At 34.9% G+C, this 16912-nt stretch carries 17 protein-coding genes; 16 read left to right on the forward strand and 1 reads right to left on the reverse strand.

Features of this window, described 5'->3' with window-relative positions; all coding sequences use genetic code 11:
- Positions 1-28: 28 nt before the first annotated feature.
- Positions 29-493 (reverse strand): hypothetical protein, encoded by a 465-nt coding sequence (locus MKY26_RS20100; protein ID WP_340977659.1) that lies wholly within the window; start codon positions 491-493, stop codon positions 29-31.
- 211 nt (positions 494-704) lie between these two features.
- Between MKY26_RS20100 and MKY26_RS20105 the strand changes: the two genes are divergently transcribed.
- The 16 genes from MKY26_RS20105 (at position 705) to MKY26_RS20180 (ending at position 16479) form a co-directional block, all read left to right on the forward strand.
- Positions 705-1715 carry an ABC transporter substrate-binding protein gene (locus tag MKY26_RS20105; RefSeq protein WP_322910503.1) on the forward strand — a complete coding sequence of 337 codons (1011 nt, stop codon included), beginning with the start codon at positions 705-707 and terminating at the stop codon, positions 1713-1715.
- A gap of 703 nt (positions 1716-2418) precedes the next feature.
- On the forward strand, positions 2419-3183 hold the full coding sequence (gene cpaB, locus MKY26_RS20110; protein WP_322910502.1) for a Flp pilus assembly protein CpaB: 765 nt from the start codon (positions 2419-2421) through the stop codon (positions 3181-3183).
- Between the two features lie 29 nt (positions 3184-3212).
- Positions 3213-4376, forward strand: a complete 1164-nt coding sequence (locus tag MKY26_RS20115; RefSeq protein WP_341098434.1) for an AAA family ATPase — start codon at positions 3213-3215, stop codon at positions 4374-4376.
- A 23-nt stretch (positions 4377-4399) separates the two neighbouring features.
- The gene (locus MKY26_RS20120; RefSeq protein ID WP_251163545.1) at positions 4400-5728 is read left to right on the forward strand and encodes a CpaF family protein; all 1329 of its coding nucleotides are present in this window, start codon (positions 4400-4402) and stop codon (positions 5726-5728) included.
- Positions 5729-5742: 14 nt separating this feature from the next.
- Entirely contained in the window at positions 5743-6669 is a 927-nt protein-coding gene (locus MKY26_RS20125) for a type II secretion system F family protein (RefSeq protein WP_340977663.1), read from the forward strand.
- Between the two features lie 4 nt (positions 6670-6673).
- Positions 6674-7609 carry a type II secretion system F family protein gene (locus MKY26_RS20130; RefSeq protein WP_251163547.1) on the forward strand — a complete coding sequence of 312 codons (936 nt, stop codon included), beginning with the start codon at positions 6674-6676 and terminating at the stop codon, positions 7607-7609.
- A 104-nt stretch (positions 7610-7713) separates the two neighbouring features.
- Positions 7714-7944, forward strand: a complete 231-nt coding sequence (locus MKY26_RS20135; RefSeq protein ID WP_251163548.1) for a hypothetical protein — start codon at positions 7714-7716, stop codon at positions 7942-7944.
- A gap of 31 nt (positions 7945-7975) precedes the next feature.
- Positions 7976-9370, forward strand: coding sequence for a VWA domain-containing protein (locus MKY26_RS20140; protein WP_322910498.1), 1395 nt, complete (start codon positions 7976-7978; stop codon positions 9368-9370).
- 16 nt (positions 9371-9386) lie between these two features.
- A complete protein-coding gene (locus MKY26_RS20145; RefSeq protein WP_341098436.1) occupies positions 9387-9776 on the forward strand; it encodes a TadE/TadG family type IV pilus assembly protein in 390 nt (129 codons plus the stop codon).
- Positions 9777-10493, forward strand: coding sequence for a hypothetical protein (locus MKY26_RS20150; protein WP_341098438.1), 717 nt, complete (start codon positions 9777-9779; stop codon positions 10491-10493).
- A 25-nt stretch (positions 10494-10518) separates the two neighbouring features.
- Positions 10519-11787: a hypothetical protein gene (locus MKY26_RS20155; protein ID WP_341098439.1), complete on the forward strand. Its 1269-nt coding sequence runs from the start codon at positions 10519-10521 to the stop codon at positions 11785-11787.
- 13 nt (positions 11788-11800) lie between these two features.
- Positions 11801-12652: a hypothetical protein gene (locus MKY26_RS20160; RefSeq protein WP_322910495.1), complete on the forward strand. Its 852-nt coding sequence runs from the start codon at positions 11801-11803 to the stop codon at positions 12650-12652.
- Positions 12653-12665: 13 nt separating this feature from the next.
- Positions 12666-13355 (forward strand): hypothetical protein, encoded by a 690-nt coding sequence (locus MKY26_RS20165; protein WP_251163554.1) that lies wholly within the window; start codon positions 12666-12668, stop codon positions 13353-13355.
- On the forward strand, positions 13355-13561 hold the full coding sequence (locus MKY26_RS20170; protein WP_251163555.1) for a hypothetical protein: 207 nt from the start codon (positions 13355-13357) through the stop codon (positions 13559-13561). The genes MKY26_RS20165 and MKY26_RS20170 overlap by 1 nt, the downstream gene beginning before the upstream one ends.
- Positions 13562-13694: 133 nt before the next feature.
- Positions 13695-14939: a DUF5068 domain-containing protein gene (locus MKY26_RS20175; RefSeq protein WP_251163556.1), complete on the forward strand. Its 1245-nt coding sequence runs from the start codon at positions 13695-13697 to the stop codon at positions 14937-14939.
- Between the two features lie 160 nt (positions 14940-15099).
- Positions 15100-16479 (forward strand): VWA domain-containing protein, encoded by a 1380-nt coding sequence (locus tag MKY26_RS20180; RefSeq protein ID WP_341098440.1) that lies wholly within the window; start codon positions 15100-15102, stop codon positions 16477-16479.
- Positions 16480-16912 lie beyond the last annotated feature (433 nt).

A 16912-nucleotide genomic window follows, 5' to 3' on the forward strand; every position in this document is an offset into this window, starting at 1 on the left:
GACTTTAACTAAAAGTGCTCGGCTTTTTTTAAGAGCTTTTCTGTCCAGATAGCTTCCCATTCAAAAATTCAATCGTTTCAGCAACAGTCTGTTTATACGCAACAGCCTTGTGAAGCTGATAAATCGCACGATCTTCAGCTGCAACTATTTCTTCAAAAGAAATTGTTCCAAGCAAATTCTTAAAAGGGTGGTCTTTTTTAAGAAGCTTGATCTCTTTACTTATATCTTCCGCATTAACTTCATTGATGATATAAAAAGGGAACTGCAGCTGTTTTTCATTCATGATCTCGTGAAGTTTTACACGTTGCCCCTCGTTCCACTCACCATCGAGTATTTCTGTTGTCACTTCTACGTTATCGAGGTCTCCGACAGGAAAGGCAAATTGGGTATCGTATGTTTCTTGACTTGAATTCTTATCCGTATAGCAGGAGACTGCATAGTAGGTAATTTTAGCTTTTTTCAACTTTTTTAAGTTAAACATGCCCTCATTCATTCAAAAACTCCTTTATGTAAGTATCTGATATAAGAATAGCATACATAATTGTAAAATTTCACCACGATTTTTCTATGAAAAAGAAGGGGAATCAATATGTGTGGAGTATCATTACTATAATGAAAACGCATGCAAAAAAATTCATTGCTTTAAATCAACAAAGCGTGTTATTATCGAAATATTAAAAATTTTATAAGTGGGGAGTTAGGTCATGAGAAAATTATTAGCAGGTTTGATTGGTAGTTCAATGCTGCTTCTTAGTGCATGTGGTTCTTCAGGTGCTGATGAGGCAAGTGGCGGTGGGGACAATGAAAAAGAGCAAAAGGTTGTTAAAATTGGTATTACACAAATTGTTGAGCACCCTTCATTAGATGCTGCAAGAGAAGGTTTTATGGCTGCTTTAAAAGATGCAGGCTATGAGGAAGGAAAGAATTTAGAGTTAGATTATCAGAATGCTCAAGGGGACGCTAATAATAATATGTCTATTGCTCAAAACTTGGTTACTGCTGACAATGACCTAATTCTTGCAATAGCAACAGCAAGTGCTCAATCTGTTGTTCAATCAACCAAGGATATACCTGTTCTTTTTACAGCCATTACCGATCCGATTAGCGCAGATCTTGTAAAAGACTTGGACAAGCCGGGTGCAAATGTAACTGGTACTTCTGATACCCATCCAGATGCGATTAAAAATACGATTGCTTCTATTAAAAAGTTTGTCCCTGAAGCAAAGACGGTCGGAATCATTTATAACGACGGGGAAGCTAACTCAATTGTTAATGTAGAAAATGCGAAGAAGGCATTAGAAGAGAATGGACTTGAATATGCGTTGACGGCAATTTCAACTAGCTCAGAAGTGAAGCAAGCAGCAGAATCACTTGTTGATCGCTCCGATGTCTTTTATATTCCAAAGGACAATACCGTCGTTTCAGCTTTAGAATCAGTGATCACAGTGGCTAATAAAGAAAAAATCCCTACATTTGTTGGTGAAAGTGATTCGGTTGAAAGAGGCACGTTCTCTTCCTATGGCTTTGAATACCATGACCTCGGTTATAAAACAGGTGAAATGGCTATAGAGATATTAAATGGCAAAAAGCCAAGTGACATCCCAGTTGGTTTCCCTGATAATCTAGAATTAATCGTTAACAAGGATGCAGCTGAGAAACAAGGTGTTGAATTAACAGATAAACTATTAGAAGGGGCAAAGGTCATAGGTGAATAATTATATTCGGGTTAAGAGAGGTGTAGTAATTAACTACATCTCTTTTTGTATGGAAAAAATGTCGATTCTTGTCAACTATTTATCTTGTGTTTAATTACTTTGTCCTAGGTTAGCATTTTTTGTATCTATGTCGTTTGAAATGGGACGATACTATATTGATAAAATGACTATAAGGTATAAAAAGGAAATAAATATAAAATTTTACCTAATAAACAATTGTTATTTAACTTTTTATTATACTTTTAAAGAAAATAAATCACATGGAGTGAAAAATTACTCTCGATACCCCGAGGGGAATTTTTCAGAGAAATTTCCAACACTTATATGAGTATATTTTAGGTTGAAACCCACTTTGCTTACAAATTGAGTCTAAAAGACTATAAAAATATATATTCCTCAATTATTTGCAATAAAGTAATTAGAATTGTTTCTCTGCTCCTGTACTGACATCCTTCCAAAATCACATAAAAAATCTCGAATTTGAGAGAAAACTAGTACGAAAATCACAGACAAATTTCGACATGGACAAAAGTGGATTTGACGGAAATTTCTACTCATGTTAGTAAATATATAGCAGAAAAAAAGAAAAAACTTCAAATTATCAGGTTTAAAATTTTTTAAACGAGGTAAAAAGTAGTAAATTATTTACCAAATTTTACTTAAATATAGAAAAATATGAATGATGTGGGAGAGAAGAAGCAGAATGTTGGAATCGAAGAGAAGAGCCATAATCTTTATATCTATTTCATTATTATTAGCAGTGGCAGCTGGTTTTTTCGTCCTTCAAAAAGTGAGCGAACTTAATGCTGATCTTGGTGGGATGACGGAAGTTTATGTAGCAGCAGATGATATTCCTTCTAGAACAGTTATTAAACCAGAACAAGTGAAAGCCATTGAAATACCTAATAGGTATGTAAATGAATCGTATGTATTAAATGTTGAAGATCTAATTAACAAAGTTTTAGTCGTACCATTAAAGGAAGATGAAGTGATTACACAACCAATGATTAAACCTGTATCAACAGCTACTGATGAGAATAGTCGTCTCGTGATGATAACGCAGACTGAAAATGTAAGCTTTGATACACAGTTAGAGGCACTTGATCGAGTGGACATTATTGTTTCACACAAGTTTGACGGTAATCCAGTTACTGAAAGCTTTAAGAAGGATGTAAAGGTTGCTCGTATCTTACAAAGTGATAAAAAGTTTTCAGGAATTGTCGTGGAAGTCCCTTTTGAAGCTGCGCCAGAAATTATACATATGCAAAATTACGCTGATAGTATGAGAGTACTAAAGGCAAATGTTGGTTTAGAAGAGGAAGTGCAAGAAGTCGATGGTGAGGCAAAAGAAGCGGCTTCTGTAGAGAAAGAGGAGAAGGTAGACGAAGCTCCTGCTAATGAAGAGAAGAAAGAAGAACCTAAAGAAAAAGAAGAGAAGAAAGAAGAAAAGTCAGATAAAAAAGACTGATTATAAGGTATGTCAAAAATGAGGTGGTCATGATGGCTGAACAAATCAATATCCTGATAGTGAGTGATAGTGATGAATCGCTTACTAATATTATGGGGTTATTTAATGAATATAACAAAATAGATACACTTAATTATTCTGATATAAGGTCAGAATTGGATCGATTATCTCCAGATTTAATCTTTCTAATCGAATCCTCTTCAGAATCAACAGTGGATACGATTGAATATATCCACACTTATAATCATATACTCCCAATTGTTTATATCTCCTTCTCAAGAGACTTTGACACATTAAGGGATATAACAAGAGCAGGAATTACTGATTATTTTGTTTTACCGGATGAAAATACCATGCTTTATGGCAGAATGGACAGCATTATACAACTGGCTATTCAAAAAAGAGAGCAGTTGGAGGAAACAGCTTCAGCTAATCAATCTTTTAAACGGGGAAGAGGAAAGATTCTCTCGTTTTATAGTGGTAAAGGTGGAAGTGGCCGCACGATACTATCGAGTTCTTTTGCACAAACATTAAAATTAGAATCCACTGCACAAGTGATTTTAATCGATTTAAATTTGCAGTACGGTGGTACGGAAACTTATCTTTCGATTGAATCGAACAGGTCGCTTGCAGATCTTCAACCAGTTATTAGCGAATTAGCGGAAACCCATATTAGAAACGTATCAGAAAAGGAAAAATACTCAAAGCTTGAAGTGTTATTAAGCCCTAAAGATGCTGAGGTAAGTGAAAGTCTTCCTTCTGATTTTATTTCTAAATTATTGAGGACCTGTAGAAGGAGCTATGATTTTGTCATTGTCGATCTTCCTACATATGTGAATGAACAGACATATATTGCATTGGAAGAGTCAGATAAAATCTATTATGTGATGAATTTGGATGCACCATCTATCAATATGTTAAAACAAGTTGAAAATCTTTTTGTAAGGCTTGGTATCGAAACACAGGATCGTATGGAATTGTTATTAAATGAAGTCGGGAGAGAAAATGAAATAAAGCCGAATGATTTAAAAGATATTATTTCTTACCCTATAGCGTTTAAGATACCAAGAGACATTAAAGGGGTTCAAACACATATCAATAAAGGTGAACCATTTAGAAAAGAAGCGGTCGAAAAGAAGTTGATACCATTTACTAAGAGCGTGAAGAAATGGGTTAACCAAATGTTAGAATAATATAATTTAAGGATTGATGATTGATGTCTTTGTTTGATAAAAAAACAGAAAATAATAATCGAAATCGAACGATAAAAAGGTCGTCAGTTCAAAATCAATACATTTCAGAGCTTGTAGAGCATTACAAAACGCGCATATTAAAAGAAACGAATCTTGAACTGTTAACCAGCTTGCCACAAGGGGAAATGAGACTCAGAATTGAACAACTTATCAGTCAATTTATGAGTGAGGAAAAAATCATTCTTCCGAGGCATGATAAAGAATTACTGATTACAAGGATTATAGATGAGTCCATTGGCTATGGTCCCCTAGAACCATTATTAAATGATCCAAGTATTACGGAGATTCTTATCAATAACTTTAATGAAATCTATATTGAGCAATATGGAAAGTTGCAACTTTCGCCCATCTCATTCAGAGATGAAAGCCATGTTAGACATGTCATTGACCGTATTGTAGCTCCACTTGGCAGAAGAATTGACGACAGTTCGCCGATGGTTGATGCCAGGTTACCCGATGGAAGTAGGGTGAATGCAGTAATACCTCCAATCAGTTTAGGAGGATCTGTCGTTTCCATTCGAAAGTTTCGCAAAGAACCATTCCGCATTCAAGATCTATTAAACTTTGAATCACTAAATGAAAATATGTCTCGTTTTTTAGATGCGATTGTAAGGGCAAAAATGAACGTGCTTATTTCAGGAGGAACAGGTAGCGGTAAGACAACATTATTAAATGTTCTTGGCGATTCTATTCCAGTAGGTGAACGAATAATTACGATTGAAGACTCCGCTGAGCTTCGCTTAGATAAACCAAATGTCGTGGGATTGGAAGCCCGCCCTGAAAATATGGAGGGCGAGGGCGAAATCTCTATTAGACATTTGGTGAAAAACTCATTACGGATGAGGCCTGATCGCATCATCGTCGGTGAGGTTCGTGGCTCTGAAGCATTTGATATGCTGCAAGCGATGAACACGGGTCACGAAGGGTCGATTACAACAGTACACGCCAATACCCCATTTGATGCACTGAGAAGGGTCGAGGGAATGGTTGTCATGGCGGGTATGGATTTACCATCACATATTGTTAGAGAGTATATTGTGGGCGCATTAGATATTATCGTTCAAAGTACACGATTAACAGATGGAACAAGAAAAATCGTTTCTATTTGTGAAGTTTATAGGAGTGAATCAGGTGAAATCAATATTGATGAAATATTCACCTATAGACGTAAAGGGCTAAAGGAAAATGGTCAGGTTGAAGGTTCGTTTGAACCAACAGGAAAAATACCTAAATGTTTAGAAAAAATTAAGATGTATGGAATAGAGCTAGATGAAGAAATTTTTAAAGGATAGGAGGTGGAGTAACTATGGAGGCAGCCATACTTTTTGGATTAGCAACATTGCTCTTTATATGGGGTGTTTATAATTACTTAGGTTATCGTAGTGATAAGAAAGAAATTATTAAAAAGCAAGCAAAGGAATTTCAAGAAAAAGAAGAACGTAACAGCTTTATTGCAAAATTGGGTGATAGGTTTGATAAAACTGATTTTGCCGATAACTTTAAGCAAAAGTTAGTAAAATCCAATATATCTATTCTACCTTCTGAATTTTTTGCCATTCTATTATTTATCGCCTTTACTGTCACCATCATGTTATTCGGCTTCTTTAGTGTACCGCTTATCTTAAGCTTAATCATTGCGGTTGTGCTCTGTGCAGGGGCTTATTGGATTTTATTCTTAATAAGGAAGAATAAATACATAGAGAAGTTAAACAATCAATTGTCTGAGGTATGCCGAATTCTCGGGAACGCAACGAAATCTGGCATGACAATTGTCCAAGGGCTTGAAATCGTAGCGAGTGAAGTGAGTTCTCCTGCTAAAGACGAATTTAAATCATTGACCCAAAATATGAGATTAGGTGTCGATTTCGAGCGAGCGTTAAAAGAATTAGAAGATCGAGTACCTACGAGAGAGTATAAACTATTTATCTCTGCTCTATTAATTCAAAAAAGAGCAGGGGGTAACTTAACACAAGTTTTATATGAAATGGCTCACACGCTTGAGGAGAGGAAGGTACTCAGACAAACAATTTCAACAGCTACCGCTGAACAAAGGTTTGTTTCGTATATCTTACCTGCTCTGCCCATCTTCTTGTTGTTCATGTTAAACAATATTATGGATGGATTTATGGAATTGTTATTCACTGTTCCAGGAGCTATATTAATGATTATTTTTATTATAGGGATGGTAATCGCGCTATTACTTGTAAGAGCTGTTACCAACATAAAGGTGTAGCGTTATGGATTCTTTCATATTATTCGCCGTTATATTATGTTGGCTATCTCTCGCTCTCGGATTAGCTAGTTTATATCAGTATTCTAAACAAAAGCAATACTTGAAAGCTCATTTACAAGAAATAGCAGTTACCTCTTCCGTACTTGTAGCTGGCAAGAAAGGCAGATTGGAAAAAATCATTCAATTTCTCGCCAGATATGCTGATGACTTCTCCACATTAGGAGAGAGGATTAATTTTTATAGTGAATCTGAAGAGGTAGATAAGCTATTAAAAAGATCAGGTAACCCTTATGAATTAAGTGTGAAGAGATTTCAAGGATTTAAAATCGTGTTTATTTTATTGGGACTTTTACTTGGTTTCTTTATGGTAATTATGGGGTTCCCCCTAGCAAATATTGCTTTTGTTACTTTACCAATTTTAGGTTTTTTCATACCCATTATTTGGGTGAGGTCATTAGGTAAAAAAAGACAGGATCTATTAAGAAAGGACTTACCAGACTTTTTAGATACGGTAAGTATTAGCTTACAAGCTGGATCGAATTTAGATAGTGCCATCAAAGAGGTAATTAAATATTTTGATGGTCCAATAAGAGAAGAATTTGCCCAATTTCTTCAAGAAATCGATCTGGGTGTCCCTCGAGAAAAAGCTTATGCTGGATTATTAGATAGAAATGAAAATGAAGACTTTCAATCTTTAATTAAATCACTTATTCAAGCAACGAGATTAGGTGTTCCGATGGCTTCGACTTTTAAAGCACAAGCTGAGGATATTAGGAAAATAAGCTTAGAACAGGTAAAAGAAAAAGCAGCTAAAGCATCTCCAAAAGTCACTTTAATCACATCATTCATTATCGCTCCACTGATTATGTTGCTGATTATTGGATTAGTGATTCTCAACATGATCTATGGTGAGAACAGTATTATGAATATCTTTAGTTAATAAAAATAAATCTTTGAAAGGGGTGATTATTTCTAACTGAAGGTTAGCTCACGCCATCAAAAAAATTAGAAGTAATAAAACCAATTATTTAGGAGGAATAACAAATGAAAAATTTTATTGAAAAAGTAAACGGGAAAATGCAGGCTCTGTATGCGAGAACACAAAAGGCAGTTAATAACGAAGACGGAGTATCAACAATTGAATGGGTAGGATTAGCGGCAGTAATCGTTGCTTTAATGTTTGCGGTTGCGACGGCTATGGATGGTCAAGGAAGTGGTTTGGCAGAGACAATTGTTACTAAAATAAGTGATATGCTAGAAAGCATAGGTAGCTAATTTAACTATAACAATGGTTGGAGGCTTTAATGTGAAAAAAACAGTTTATATTTGTCTGCTTCTACTATTTTCCGTAATGGTTGTAGCTTGTTCGTCTGATGAAGGGAAAAGTAATGATACACCACAGCAAACCCAAAATCAAAAGGAACAGACAGATGCTGAAACTCAAGAAACATTACAGAAAGCTTCTGAAGAAAATGAAATAGCTGAGGAAGCCATCAATGAAGAATTAGTTGCAAAAGAACTGCCAAAAAATATAGAAGAAATTATTGAATATCCTATTGGCATACTAGGTTCTGAAGATACAATGTTCGGTGATAGGAATGTAGAAGCGGTACTTAATGATATTCCTGCTTTACCAGAGGATGCAAATGATGAGGAATTACAGAAGCTGACGAACTATTTGTATTCAGTATTTAAGATGCCATACGAAGACCCGAAAGTTTCTATTGAAGAAAGCAGTTTAAACAAGCCTGAGGAAGCCGAAGAATTAGCATCTAAAGAACAATATAATGTAGAAATTGTATTGGACGCCAGTGGAAGTATGGCGAATTATATGGGTTCTAAAACAAGGATGGATTTAGCTAAAGAATCAATCGAGGAGTTTGCATCCACATTACCGGAAGATGTGAATTTAAGTTTAAGAGTGTATGGCCATGAAGGATCGGGCTCAGATGAAGATAAGAAAATGTCCTGTGCCGCCAATGAGTTAGTATATGAGTCAAAAACATATAATGAGTCTGAACTGTCCAACGCACTTGATTCCTTTGATCCAGCAGGGTGGACACCATTAGCTCAATCTATTAAGGAAGCGAAAGAGGACCTATCAAAGTACTCTGGAGAAGAGCATAAAAACGTTGTCTATATTGTCAGTGACGGAATTGAAACATGTGATGGCGATCCGGTAGCAGCTGCGAAAGAATTAAAAGATTCGGGAATCTCACCAGTGGTTAATGTCATTGGATTTGATTTAGCCAGTAAAGATGAACAGCAACTGAAAGAAATCGCCAAGGCAGCAGATGGTAGTTATGTGAATGTAAACAATCAAAATCAACTCAATGATGAATTAGGTAAAACAGTAAATGATACTCTGAAGTGGATTGGATGGAAGAACAGTGAAACGTTAAGTGCTATTAGTACGAAAAACAAAGAAATACTGGAAATCATTAGTGTCAATAATAAATGGAAAAATAAACTACGTAAAGAAAAAAATCTAACTAAACAATCGGTATATAGTCTGAAGAATGATGACAAAATTTCCGATGACCAATCCCAAAAAATTGTCTCTAATGTAGAAGAATTTTATAAGAAACATAATGAGTCTATAGAAGAACTAAAAACAGTCTTAATGGATTTATCAAAAGAAAACTTAAAAGAAACTTTAGATGAAATTGATAAACTTTATGAAAAAAATGTCTCAAACTAAAAAGGAGGGGCATCAAATGAAGAAAAAAATCAATAATGAAGATGGTTCAGCGACAATCGAGTTCTTAGCAATGGTGCCCCTTGTTTTCTTGATTATGATGATTTTGTGGCAGTTTTTGGTTGCGGGTTATGCAGTGATTGTTGCTCAATCTGCATTGAATGAAGCGGCAAAGACCTATGCAGTAACTGAGAATAAAGCTGAGGCAACCAGTTCTGCTAGAGATCTTGCTAATAAAGCCGGAGGCAACATAAAGATACTGGATCTCGATCCGATGAATAACGGTAACAATCATTTTACTTTAACGATGCATGTGAATCTAGATCTAGTTTTTATCCCAGATAGCATAGCGGGATATATTCCGAAGGTTTCCTTTACGAGAGAAATAAGTGGCAGGGTGATGGAGTAAATGAAATATTTAAAGAATGAAAAAGGAAACACCATGCTATTTATCATTGGATTGTTTAGTGTGTTCTTTTTAATGTTTCTTTTAATCCTAAGCTTTGCCAATGTTTTTATTGAAAAAGAACATGCGTCCAATAATGCTGAGCAGGCAAGCATTGTTGCTTCAGGTATTATAACGAAGCACCTTGCTTTATCAATAGAAGAATATGATGACTATTTAAAAGATCAATTTAAAGAAGCGGAAGAGGAAGCCAAAGAGGAAGCAGAGGAAAACGAAGATAATGAAGATTATGAACCACCAGAGCTAGAGGAACCTGAATTATTATCAAAGCAAATAGAAGAGCTCCTTCCTACACTTCCCAACTACTTAAAAGAATCTGAAAAGAAACATCAAGCAATCAATAAAATAATTAAGCGTGAGTTAAATAAACCAGATAGCCATGTTTTAAGAATGTTCATTGCTTCATCATTAAGTAATGCGGAAAGTGAGATTTATAGTGAAGTAAGTACGAATATTCAAAGAAATGGTGGCCAAGTATCAGAAACAGAAATCTGGTTAAACGAAAACCAAAGAATTGAAGTGAAGACAGCTACTAAGTACGAAGCCTTTAAGTATGATGAATACTTTTCTGATAACCAACGGCATGTGAGACAAACAGGACAGGGGCCATCTTTCGAATTATTCGATTCGTTCGCATGGGGACTGAATATTAGTTATTAATAAAAAAGATTAGGAGGTGTTGTCAATGAGAAGGTCATACCGTGTCCTCATTGCACTATTATCCATATTTGTTATCATGTTTATGAATATAGGTAGTTATGCCAGTGTTGCACATGCATGGGGGACTTGGAATAATGCGCCAACTTGGAGTGGACCTCAATGGGAGACACCACCAGAATGGGAAACCCCTCCCGAATGGGAGACACCGCCCGAGTGGGAACAATCTCGATGGGAAACTTCACCAGAGTGGAATGAACAATTATGGCAAAATCAATCTGAATGGGTAACGCCGTATTGGAATACCTCACCGGTTTGGGAACATGCACCATGGGAACAAAATTTAAATTCCGATAATAGCAATAATAACACTTCTAATGATCCAAACAACCCAAACAATCCAAATAACCCAAACAACCCAAACAATCCAAATAACCCAAACAACCCAAACAATCCAAATGATCCTTCAAACTTACCCGAAGGACCCATTGCAGGCAATCCACAACCACCATATAGCCCAGACTATCAAAATCCGACACTGGATACATTAGATAGGTATAATAATACAGTATCTGATAATCAGTCGTTTTTTGAGTTTGAAGATCCAAAGGCTTATGACGGTATAAAGTTTGTTACAAATGACGTCATCGGTAATACAGTTAACTTTGCTGATGAAATGGTTCGTGCTGGAGATACAGCTGGCTTTAGCAATTATGCATCCAGTCGTTCCAATCTTGTCCTAGCAGGATTCAAAACTTTCGCCAAAGGTGACGCGACAATTGATGCTGCTTATGATGTAGCGGATGTTGGGCTGAAGGGGAAGGAAGTTTATGATAATTTAAAAACAGTTAATGAATTTAGAAATATCGAAATGATAAGATCCTCTAGTGACATAATTGATATTGCCAGCGTTGATGATTTATATAATGCTACAAAAACTTTCACACCTGCAAATGCTGTTGTGTCCGCAGTTACATTACCTTTTGCTATTAAAGATACAGTTGATAATGTTGGGAAGTTAAACTCAGCAAGTACTTCAGAAGAGAAAACAAATGCTGCATGGGACCTTGTTGGTAATACAGGAGAAATCATTACTGGACTTGCGCCAGCAGTTGCTATGATACCCGGTGCTCAACCAATAGCTGCTGGGATGGTAGTGGTTGGTGGGGTATTATCAATTGCTAGTTTAGGTCAAAAATTATATAGGAATAGAAAAGAAATTATCTCAAATGTTAAAGATAAGTTCAATAAAGCTAAAGAGTCTGTTACAGGGTTCTTTAAATCTGTATTTAGTTAAATGAGGTATATGTATGATAAATGTTAATCCAACACCTGAACAAATAAAGAATATAAAAAGGCACAAAAGGCTATTTGAGAAATGGGATATGTGGAAATTTGCTTTCTTTTATAAAGGTCAACATTATTTTATAGTGGATTATGCAAAATTAAATAATAAAGTTAGTGGTTATCTAATTATGGATAAAGCTGGGGAAGTATTGTCCTTAGAAGAAGCAAAACTACCTGCTTATTATTTGTTACTTTTTAATACGATGGCGAACAACGCTGGTAGAGGGATGGCCATTCAAGCAAAGAAAGAACCCCTAACCTATAAGGAAATGAACCGTATATTATTAGATAATCAAGAAAAATTATTGACTGAATATCCTCATATGGTACAAGTGATTAATAGAATTGTAGAACATAATGAAAAAGTAATTGAACGACCTAAGAGAATAAAAGAAATTATTTACAATTTAGGCTATATGCAAAGAGAAGTAACAAGAAATATCGGTTATTTTGATATCCCATTTATGGACAGTTTTGAAGATGAATATGGGAAATATAGTGCGATGATGTATACCATAGCTAAAAATGAAATTTCATTAGAAAGGGATTATGAAGAGTTAAAAAAAGTAATGTCTAATGAAACTATCTTTTCTTCAAAGAAAGATAAAAATACATTGCAAACACTTTTAAATGACTGGTTAAAAACAAATGATACATTAAGGAAATCGATTGCTACATTCGAATTAGACGAGAGAGGAAATAAGCTACAAATAGATGAAAGAAATATAAAGCAGTCTTTATCAAAAAACAGAGAAGACATAGGTAAAAGGGATTTCGAAAACAAAATAGTCCCCGTCTTAAGAAACCCAAAATAACCAGGAGGACTCTATGAAAAGTATTCTATCAAGCTCCTTCTCTTTATATATACAAGACTTTTTAAAGTTAATGTTGTTGTCAGTTTTGACATATGTCCCCTTGTTATTTTTGCATGCGATAATTGTTAATTATATTTATGCCGAGACAAGGTTTGCTGAATATCCCGGTTTGATTGGGGATGTGGCTAATGGGATTTTCATGATTGTTTTTCTTACGATTGCTCAGTTGCCATTCATTAAGTATACGCTTTTAGAAAGTGAGGATGCTGATCATCCCCTCAAGCAAGCGATTTCGTTCGCGATAGAAAAAGCATTACCTATTTATTTGTTTGCTTGCTTGTACTCTATTTGCATTTTTATCGGTGGCTTATTATATGTGATTCCTGGTCTAGTTGTCCTTGTATTATTTTATTTTGTTCCTTTTTTCTTAGCGGAGAATGGAAAATTAAGAACCGCTTTGAAAAAATCAGTTGGATTTATTAAAGCTCATTTTTTCAAAGCGATTTTCGTTATTTTTATATTAAGTATTATTCAATTGGTATTCGAGAATATCATGATTTATTTATTATCTCTGTATACTGACGTGTATTTCACAACTTTAGCTTTAAAAATCGTACTACTCATGTTTTTATTACCACTTCAAGTGATTTTTCTGACAAACATTTTTAATAGTTGGCGGGAGACAGAAAAAGGAGGGATATAATGTCGCAGAAAGAACGTAAATGGAGAAGAATCTATTTATTTATTATGTTATTTGTCTACATCCTCTTCGTTCCCATTTCACTTTTTGAATGGTTATTATCAAGTGATCGCTTTCCAATTGCTGCAGCGGTAGTGGCCATTGCTTTGCCGTTTATGCGTAAAAATCATTTAAATACCATTAGAAAAGAAGAAAGTAGTAGTTTATGAAGTTAAAAGAAGCTTCTTAAAGTAGACTTATTAATGTAATGTATGTTGGGGTCTACTTTTATGGTGTTTCTAACTAACACAAGGACCATACAGAAAGCGAATATTTTAATAAACAGAATAAGGTCGTGAGTGAATGAAACAGAAAAGACTTTTTTTGATTACGCTTATTTCTTCCGTTATGCTAATGGCGGCATGTGGAAATGCAAAAGAAACGAATAGCACACCTAAGGAAGAAACAAAAGAAGTTAAAGCAGAAGAAACAACAACGGAACCAGAAGTGGAAGAAGAAAAAAAAGAGGAATCTTCAAATGGTAATGACGGCATGCTTAATCCTAATATTGAAGAAGAATCCCAAGGTAATGTTGAAGTGGTGTTCACGAACAAAGATCCTCAATTTATAAATGATTTAGATGGATTTAAAGTAAGTGTAGATGAGTACCAAATTGTAAAGGTGACAGATGTTAGCGCCGATTATACTATACCATTTAAAGATCAAACAGAAGGCTATGTAATGACAGCCAAAGTAACCATTGATAATACGACAGATAAAGGTATTTATTATAATAATATATATAGAGTGCAGTTCGGAAGTGAGTTTGATTACATAACTAATGATATTAATAAAACTTTTGTCCGAGAAGAATTTCCGAAATCAGAAAAAGAGACAGAAGTAGGGAAATTCGCACCTGGAGAGAAAGTATCAGGTTTGATTTCTTTTATTTTCACTAATGATGAGTTTAAAGCGTTAGATTCTGTAAAACCTAAATTCATTATTGAAGGCGGAGCAGCCGATAATAATCAATTCTCAGGTAGCAATAAACAACAAGCTGTTTTCGACTTCCCTTATAGCGGCGGTCAGCAAGAGGAATTAAATAACGCTACATCATTTTATCCAGATAGGTTAACAACTGCAAATATGGCGAATAAAGAAATGATTTTTGAAGAAACAGCTATTAATGAAACAAAACAATTAGATGATGTAAAAGTGACTTTAGCAGGTGTTCAATATACAGAAATTGAGCCAACACCAGATAATAAAGAGCGCTTCAGAAACTTTGGAGATAAAGGCATCGTTGCTATTACTGTTAAATTGAATTTAGACAACCAAACAGATGCTCCTATTAGTCTTTGGAATATTAGCTCCAAAGTCGATTTAGATAAAGATAGAGGACATATTAGAGCTCAAGGTATGGTAGAACCTGAAGAACCTAAAGAATTAAAAGCTGGAGAGCAGAGTGAAAAATATCATGTTTTCTTAATGAACAAAGATGAGTTCGAGCTATTTGAATCATTTGACTTACAGTTTGGCCCGTTTGTTGGAGAAGACGGTAAAGATATGTTCAAAGGTGAAAGTGTAGAGTTCAATTTACCAAGATAGTGCTAAATAGAAATAAGTATAATGGAGGAAAGCAGTCTTACAGGCTGCTTTTCGGTGTTTATGTTCAAAAAAACAGCGATATCCGTAATGATAAATGAGTGAGGCACCTCAAAAAATCACTCGATTGCATTTTTTAATTATATATCTGGAGGATTCAATCATGAAAAAACGATTCACACTCTACCTCCTTGTTCTTTTCTTTCTCTTGGCCGCCTGTTCAGCAGAAAAAGAGGCGAGTAATCAAAAAGAAGATGACCAAAAGAAAGCAGGAGCGGAAGTAGCAGAGGAGCAACAAAAATCGGACGAAGAAAATGAATCAGTGGAAGACGTAGATAATGAAGAATTGGTTGTGAGAGAACTGCCTAAAAGTATTGAAGAAGTTGTTGAATATCCTATTGGTGTGTTAGGTGTTGAGGATATCATGTTTGTTGATGAGCGGATAGAGACGATCTTAAAAGATATTCCTGCTTTACCAGAGGATGCAAGTAATGAGGAATTACAGAACTTGACAAACTATTTGTATTCAGTATTTAAGATGCCATACGAAGACCCGAAAGTTTCTATTGAAGAAAGCAGTTTAAACAAGCCTAAGGAAGCCGAAGAATTAGCATCTAAAGAACAATATAATGTAGAAATTGTATTGGACGCCAGTGGAAGTATGGCGAATTATATGGGTTCTAAAACAAGGATGGATTTAGCTAAAGAATCGATCGAGGAGTTTGCATCCACATTACCGGAAGATGTGAATTTAAGTTTAAGAGTGTATGGCCATGAGGGGTCGGGTTCAGATGAAGATAAGAAAATGTCTTGTGCTGCCAATGAGTTAGTATATGAATCGCAAACATATAATGAGTCAGAATTATCCTCTGCGCTTAATTCTTTTGAACCAGCAGGATGGACACCGCTAGCTCAGTCGATTAAGGAAGCGAAAGAGGATCTATCAAAGTACTCTGGAGAAGAGCATAAAAACGTTGTCTATATTGTCAGTGACGGAATTGAAACATGTGATGGCGATCCGGTAGCAGCTGCGAAAGAATTAAAAGATTCGGGAATCTCACCGGTGGTTAATGTCATTGGATTTGATTTAGCCAGTAAAGATGAACAGCAACTGAAAGACATCGCCAAGGCAGCAGATGGTAGCTATGTAAATGTGAATAACCAAAACCAGCTTAATGATGAATTAAGTAAGACAGTAAATGATACTCTGAAATGGATTAAGTGGAGTAGTGGTGAAAAAATAAGTGCAATTTCAAAGTCTAACGAAGAAATAATGGGAATTATTAGTCTGGAAAATGAATGGAAATCTAAATTATTTAAAGAAGAAGACATGATTATGCAATCAATTTATGAATTACAGAATAATAATAAACTTACCAAGGAACAGGTAGATAAAATGTTTTCATCTGTTAAAGAGTTTTATAAGAGCCATCATGCTTCTATAAACATGTTGAATGATGTATTAATTGATTTATCATATGAGAATCTAGATGAAACTTTAGATGAAATTGATAAGTTATATGATGAAAATATACCAAATTAATTAGTGTATACTTAGTATGAATAAAGCAGTGCTGCGAAGGTGGGAACCACTATTTAGATAAGAGGTATAACCAGTGATTAATGTAAAACTAACTAAAAATCATAAAAAAAATATTAAAGCTTATAAACGTTTATTTGAAAAGTGGGATATGTGGACTTTTGCTTTTAAACAAAATGATGAATATTATTTCATCACTTCCTATACACAAAGAATAACCGATAAAGTGAAAAGGTTATTTAATTTTAGATAGTAATGGGAATGTTCCTTCATTAGAAAAAGCGAAGGTACCTTTATACAGCTTGGTTTTATTTAATACAAAAGCTGATAATGCAAGGACTGAGATGGTCCATCAAATGAAAAAGAGTCTGAAACCTTACAAAGATATGTATGAAGTCCTTAAGACAAACAAAGATCATATTCTCAATGAGAACCC

Source organism: Cytobacillus sp. FSL R7-0680 (assembly GCF_038009245.1).
In the GTDB taxonomy this organism is placed as follows: Bacteria; Bacillota; Bacilli; order Bacillales; family Cytobacillaceae; genus Cytobacillus; species Cytobacillus kochii.

What these genes read in the sequence shown, in the direction of transcription:
- MKY26_RS20135 (WP_251163548.1), top strand. Translation starts at nt 7,714, where the DNA reads ATGAAAAATTTTATTGAAAAAGTAAACGGGAAAATGCAGGCTCTGTAT.
- MKY26_RS20175 (WP_251163556.1), top strand. Translation starts at nt 13,695, where the DNA reads ATGAAACAGAAAAGACTTTTTTTGATTACGCTTATTTCTTCCGTTATG.
- MKY26_RS20115 (WP_341098434.1), top strand. Translation starts at nt 3,213, where the DNA reads ATGATGGCTGAACAAATCAATATCCTGATAGTGAGTGATAGTGATGAA.
- MKY26_RS20125 (WP_340977663.1), top strand. Translation starts at nt 5,743, where the DNA reads ATGGAGGCAGCCATACTTTTTGGATTAGCAACATTGCTCTTTATATGG.
- MKY26_RS20160 (WP_322910495.1), top strand. Translation starts at nt 11,801, where the DNA reads ATGATAAATGTTAATCCAACACCTGAACAAATAAAGAATATAAAAAGG.
- MKY26_RS20105 (WP_322910503.1), top strand. Translation starts at nt 705, where the DNA reads ATGAGAAAATTATTAGCAGGTTTGATTGGTAGTTCAATGCTGCTTCTT.
- MKY26_RS20165 (WP_251163554.1), top strand. Translation starts at nt 12,666, where the DNA reads ATGAAAAGTATTCTATCAAGCTCCTTCTCTTTATATATACAAGACTTT.
- MKY26_RS20130 (WP_251163547.1), top strand. Translation starts at nt 6,674, where the DNA reads ATGGATTCTTTCATATTATTCGCCGTTATATTATGTTGGCTATCTCTC.
- cpaB (WP_322910502.1), top strand. Translation starts at nt 2,419, where the DNA reads ATGTTGGAATCGAAGAGAAGAGCCATAATCTTTATATCTATTTCATTA.
- MKY26_RS20155 (WP_341098439.1), top strand. Translation starts at nt 10,519, where the DNA reads ATGAGAAGGTCATACCGTGTCCTCATTGCACTATTATCCATATTTGTT.
- MKY26_RS20180 (WP_341098440.1), top strand. Translation starts at nt 15,100, where the DNA reads ATGAAAAAACGATTCACACTCTACCTCCTTGTTCTTTTCTTTCTCTTG.
- MKY26_RS20170 (WP_251163555.1), top strand. Translation starts at nt 13,355, where the DNA reads ATGTCGCAGAAAGAACGTAAATGGAGAAGAATCTATTTATTTATTATG.
- MKY26_RS20100 (WP_340977659.1), bottom strand. Translation starts at nt 493, where the DNA reads ATGAATGAGGGCATGTTTAACTTAAAAAAGTTGAAAAAAGCTAAAATT.
- MKY26_RS20145 (WP_341098436.1), top strand. Translation starts at nt 9,387, where the DNA reads ATGAAGAAAAAAATCAATAATGAAGATGGTTCAGCGACAATCGAGTTC.
- MKY26_RS20150 (WP_341098438.1), top strand. Translation starts at nt 9,777, where the DNA reads ATGAAATATTTAAAGAATGAAAAAGGAAACACCATGCTATTTATCATT.
- MKY26_RS20120 (WP_251163545.1), top strand. Translation starts at nt 4,400, where the DNA reads ATGTCTTTGTTTGATAAAAAAACAGAAAATAATAATCGAAATCGAACG.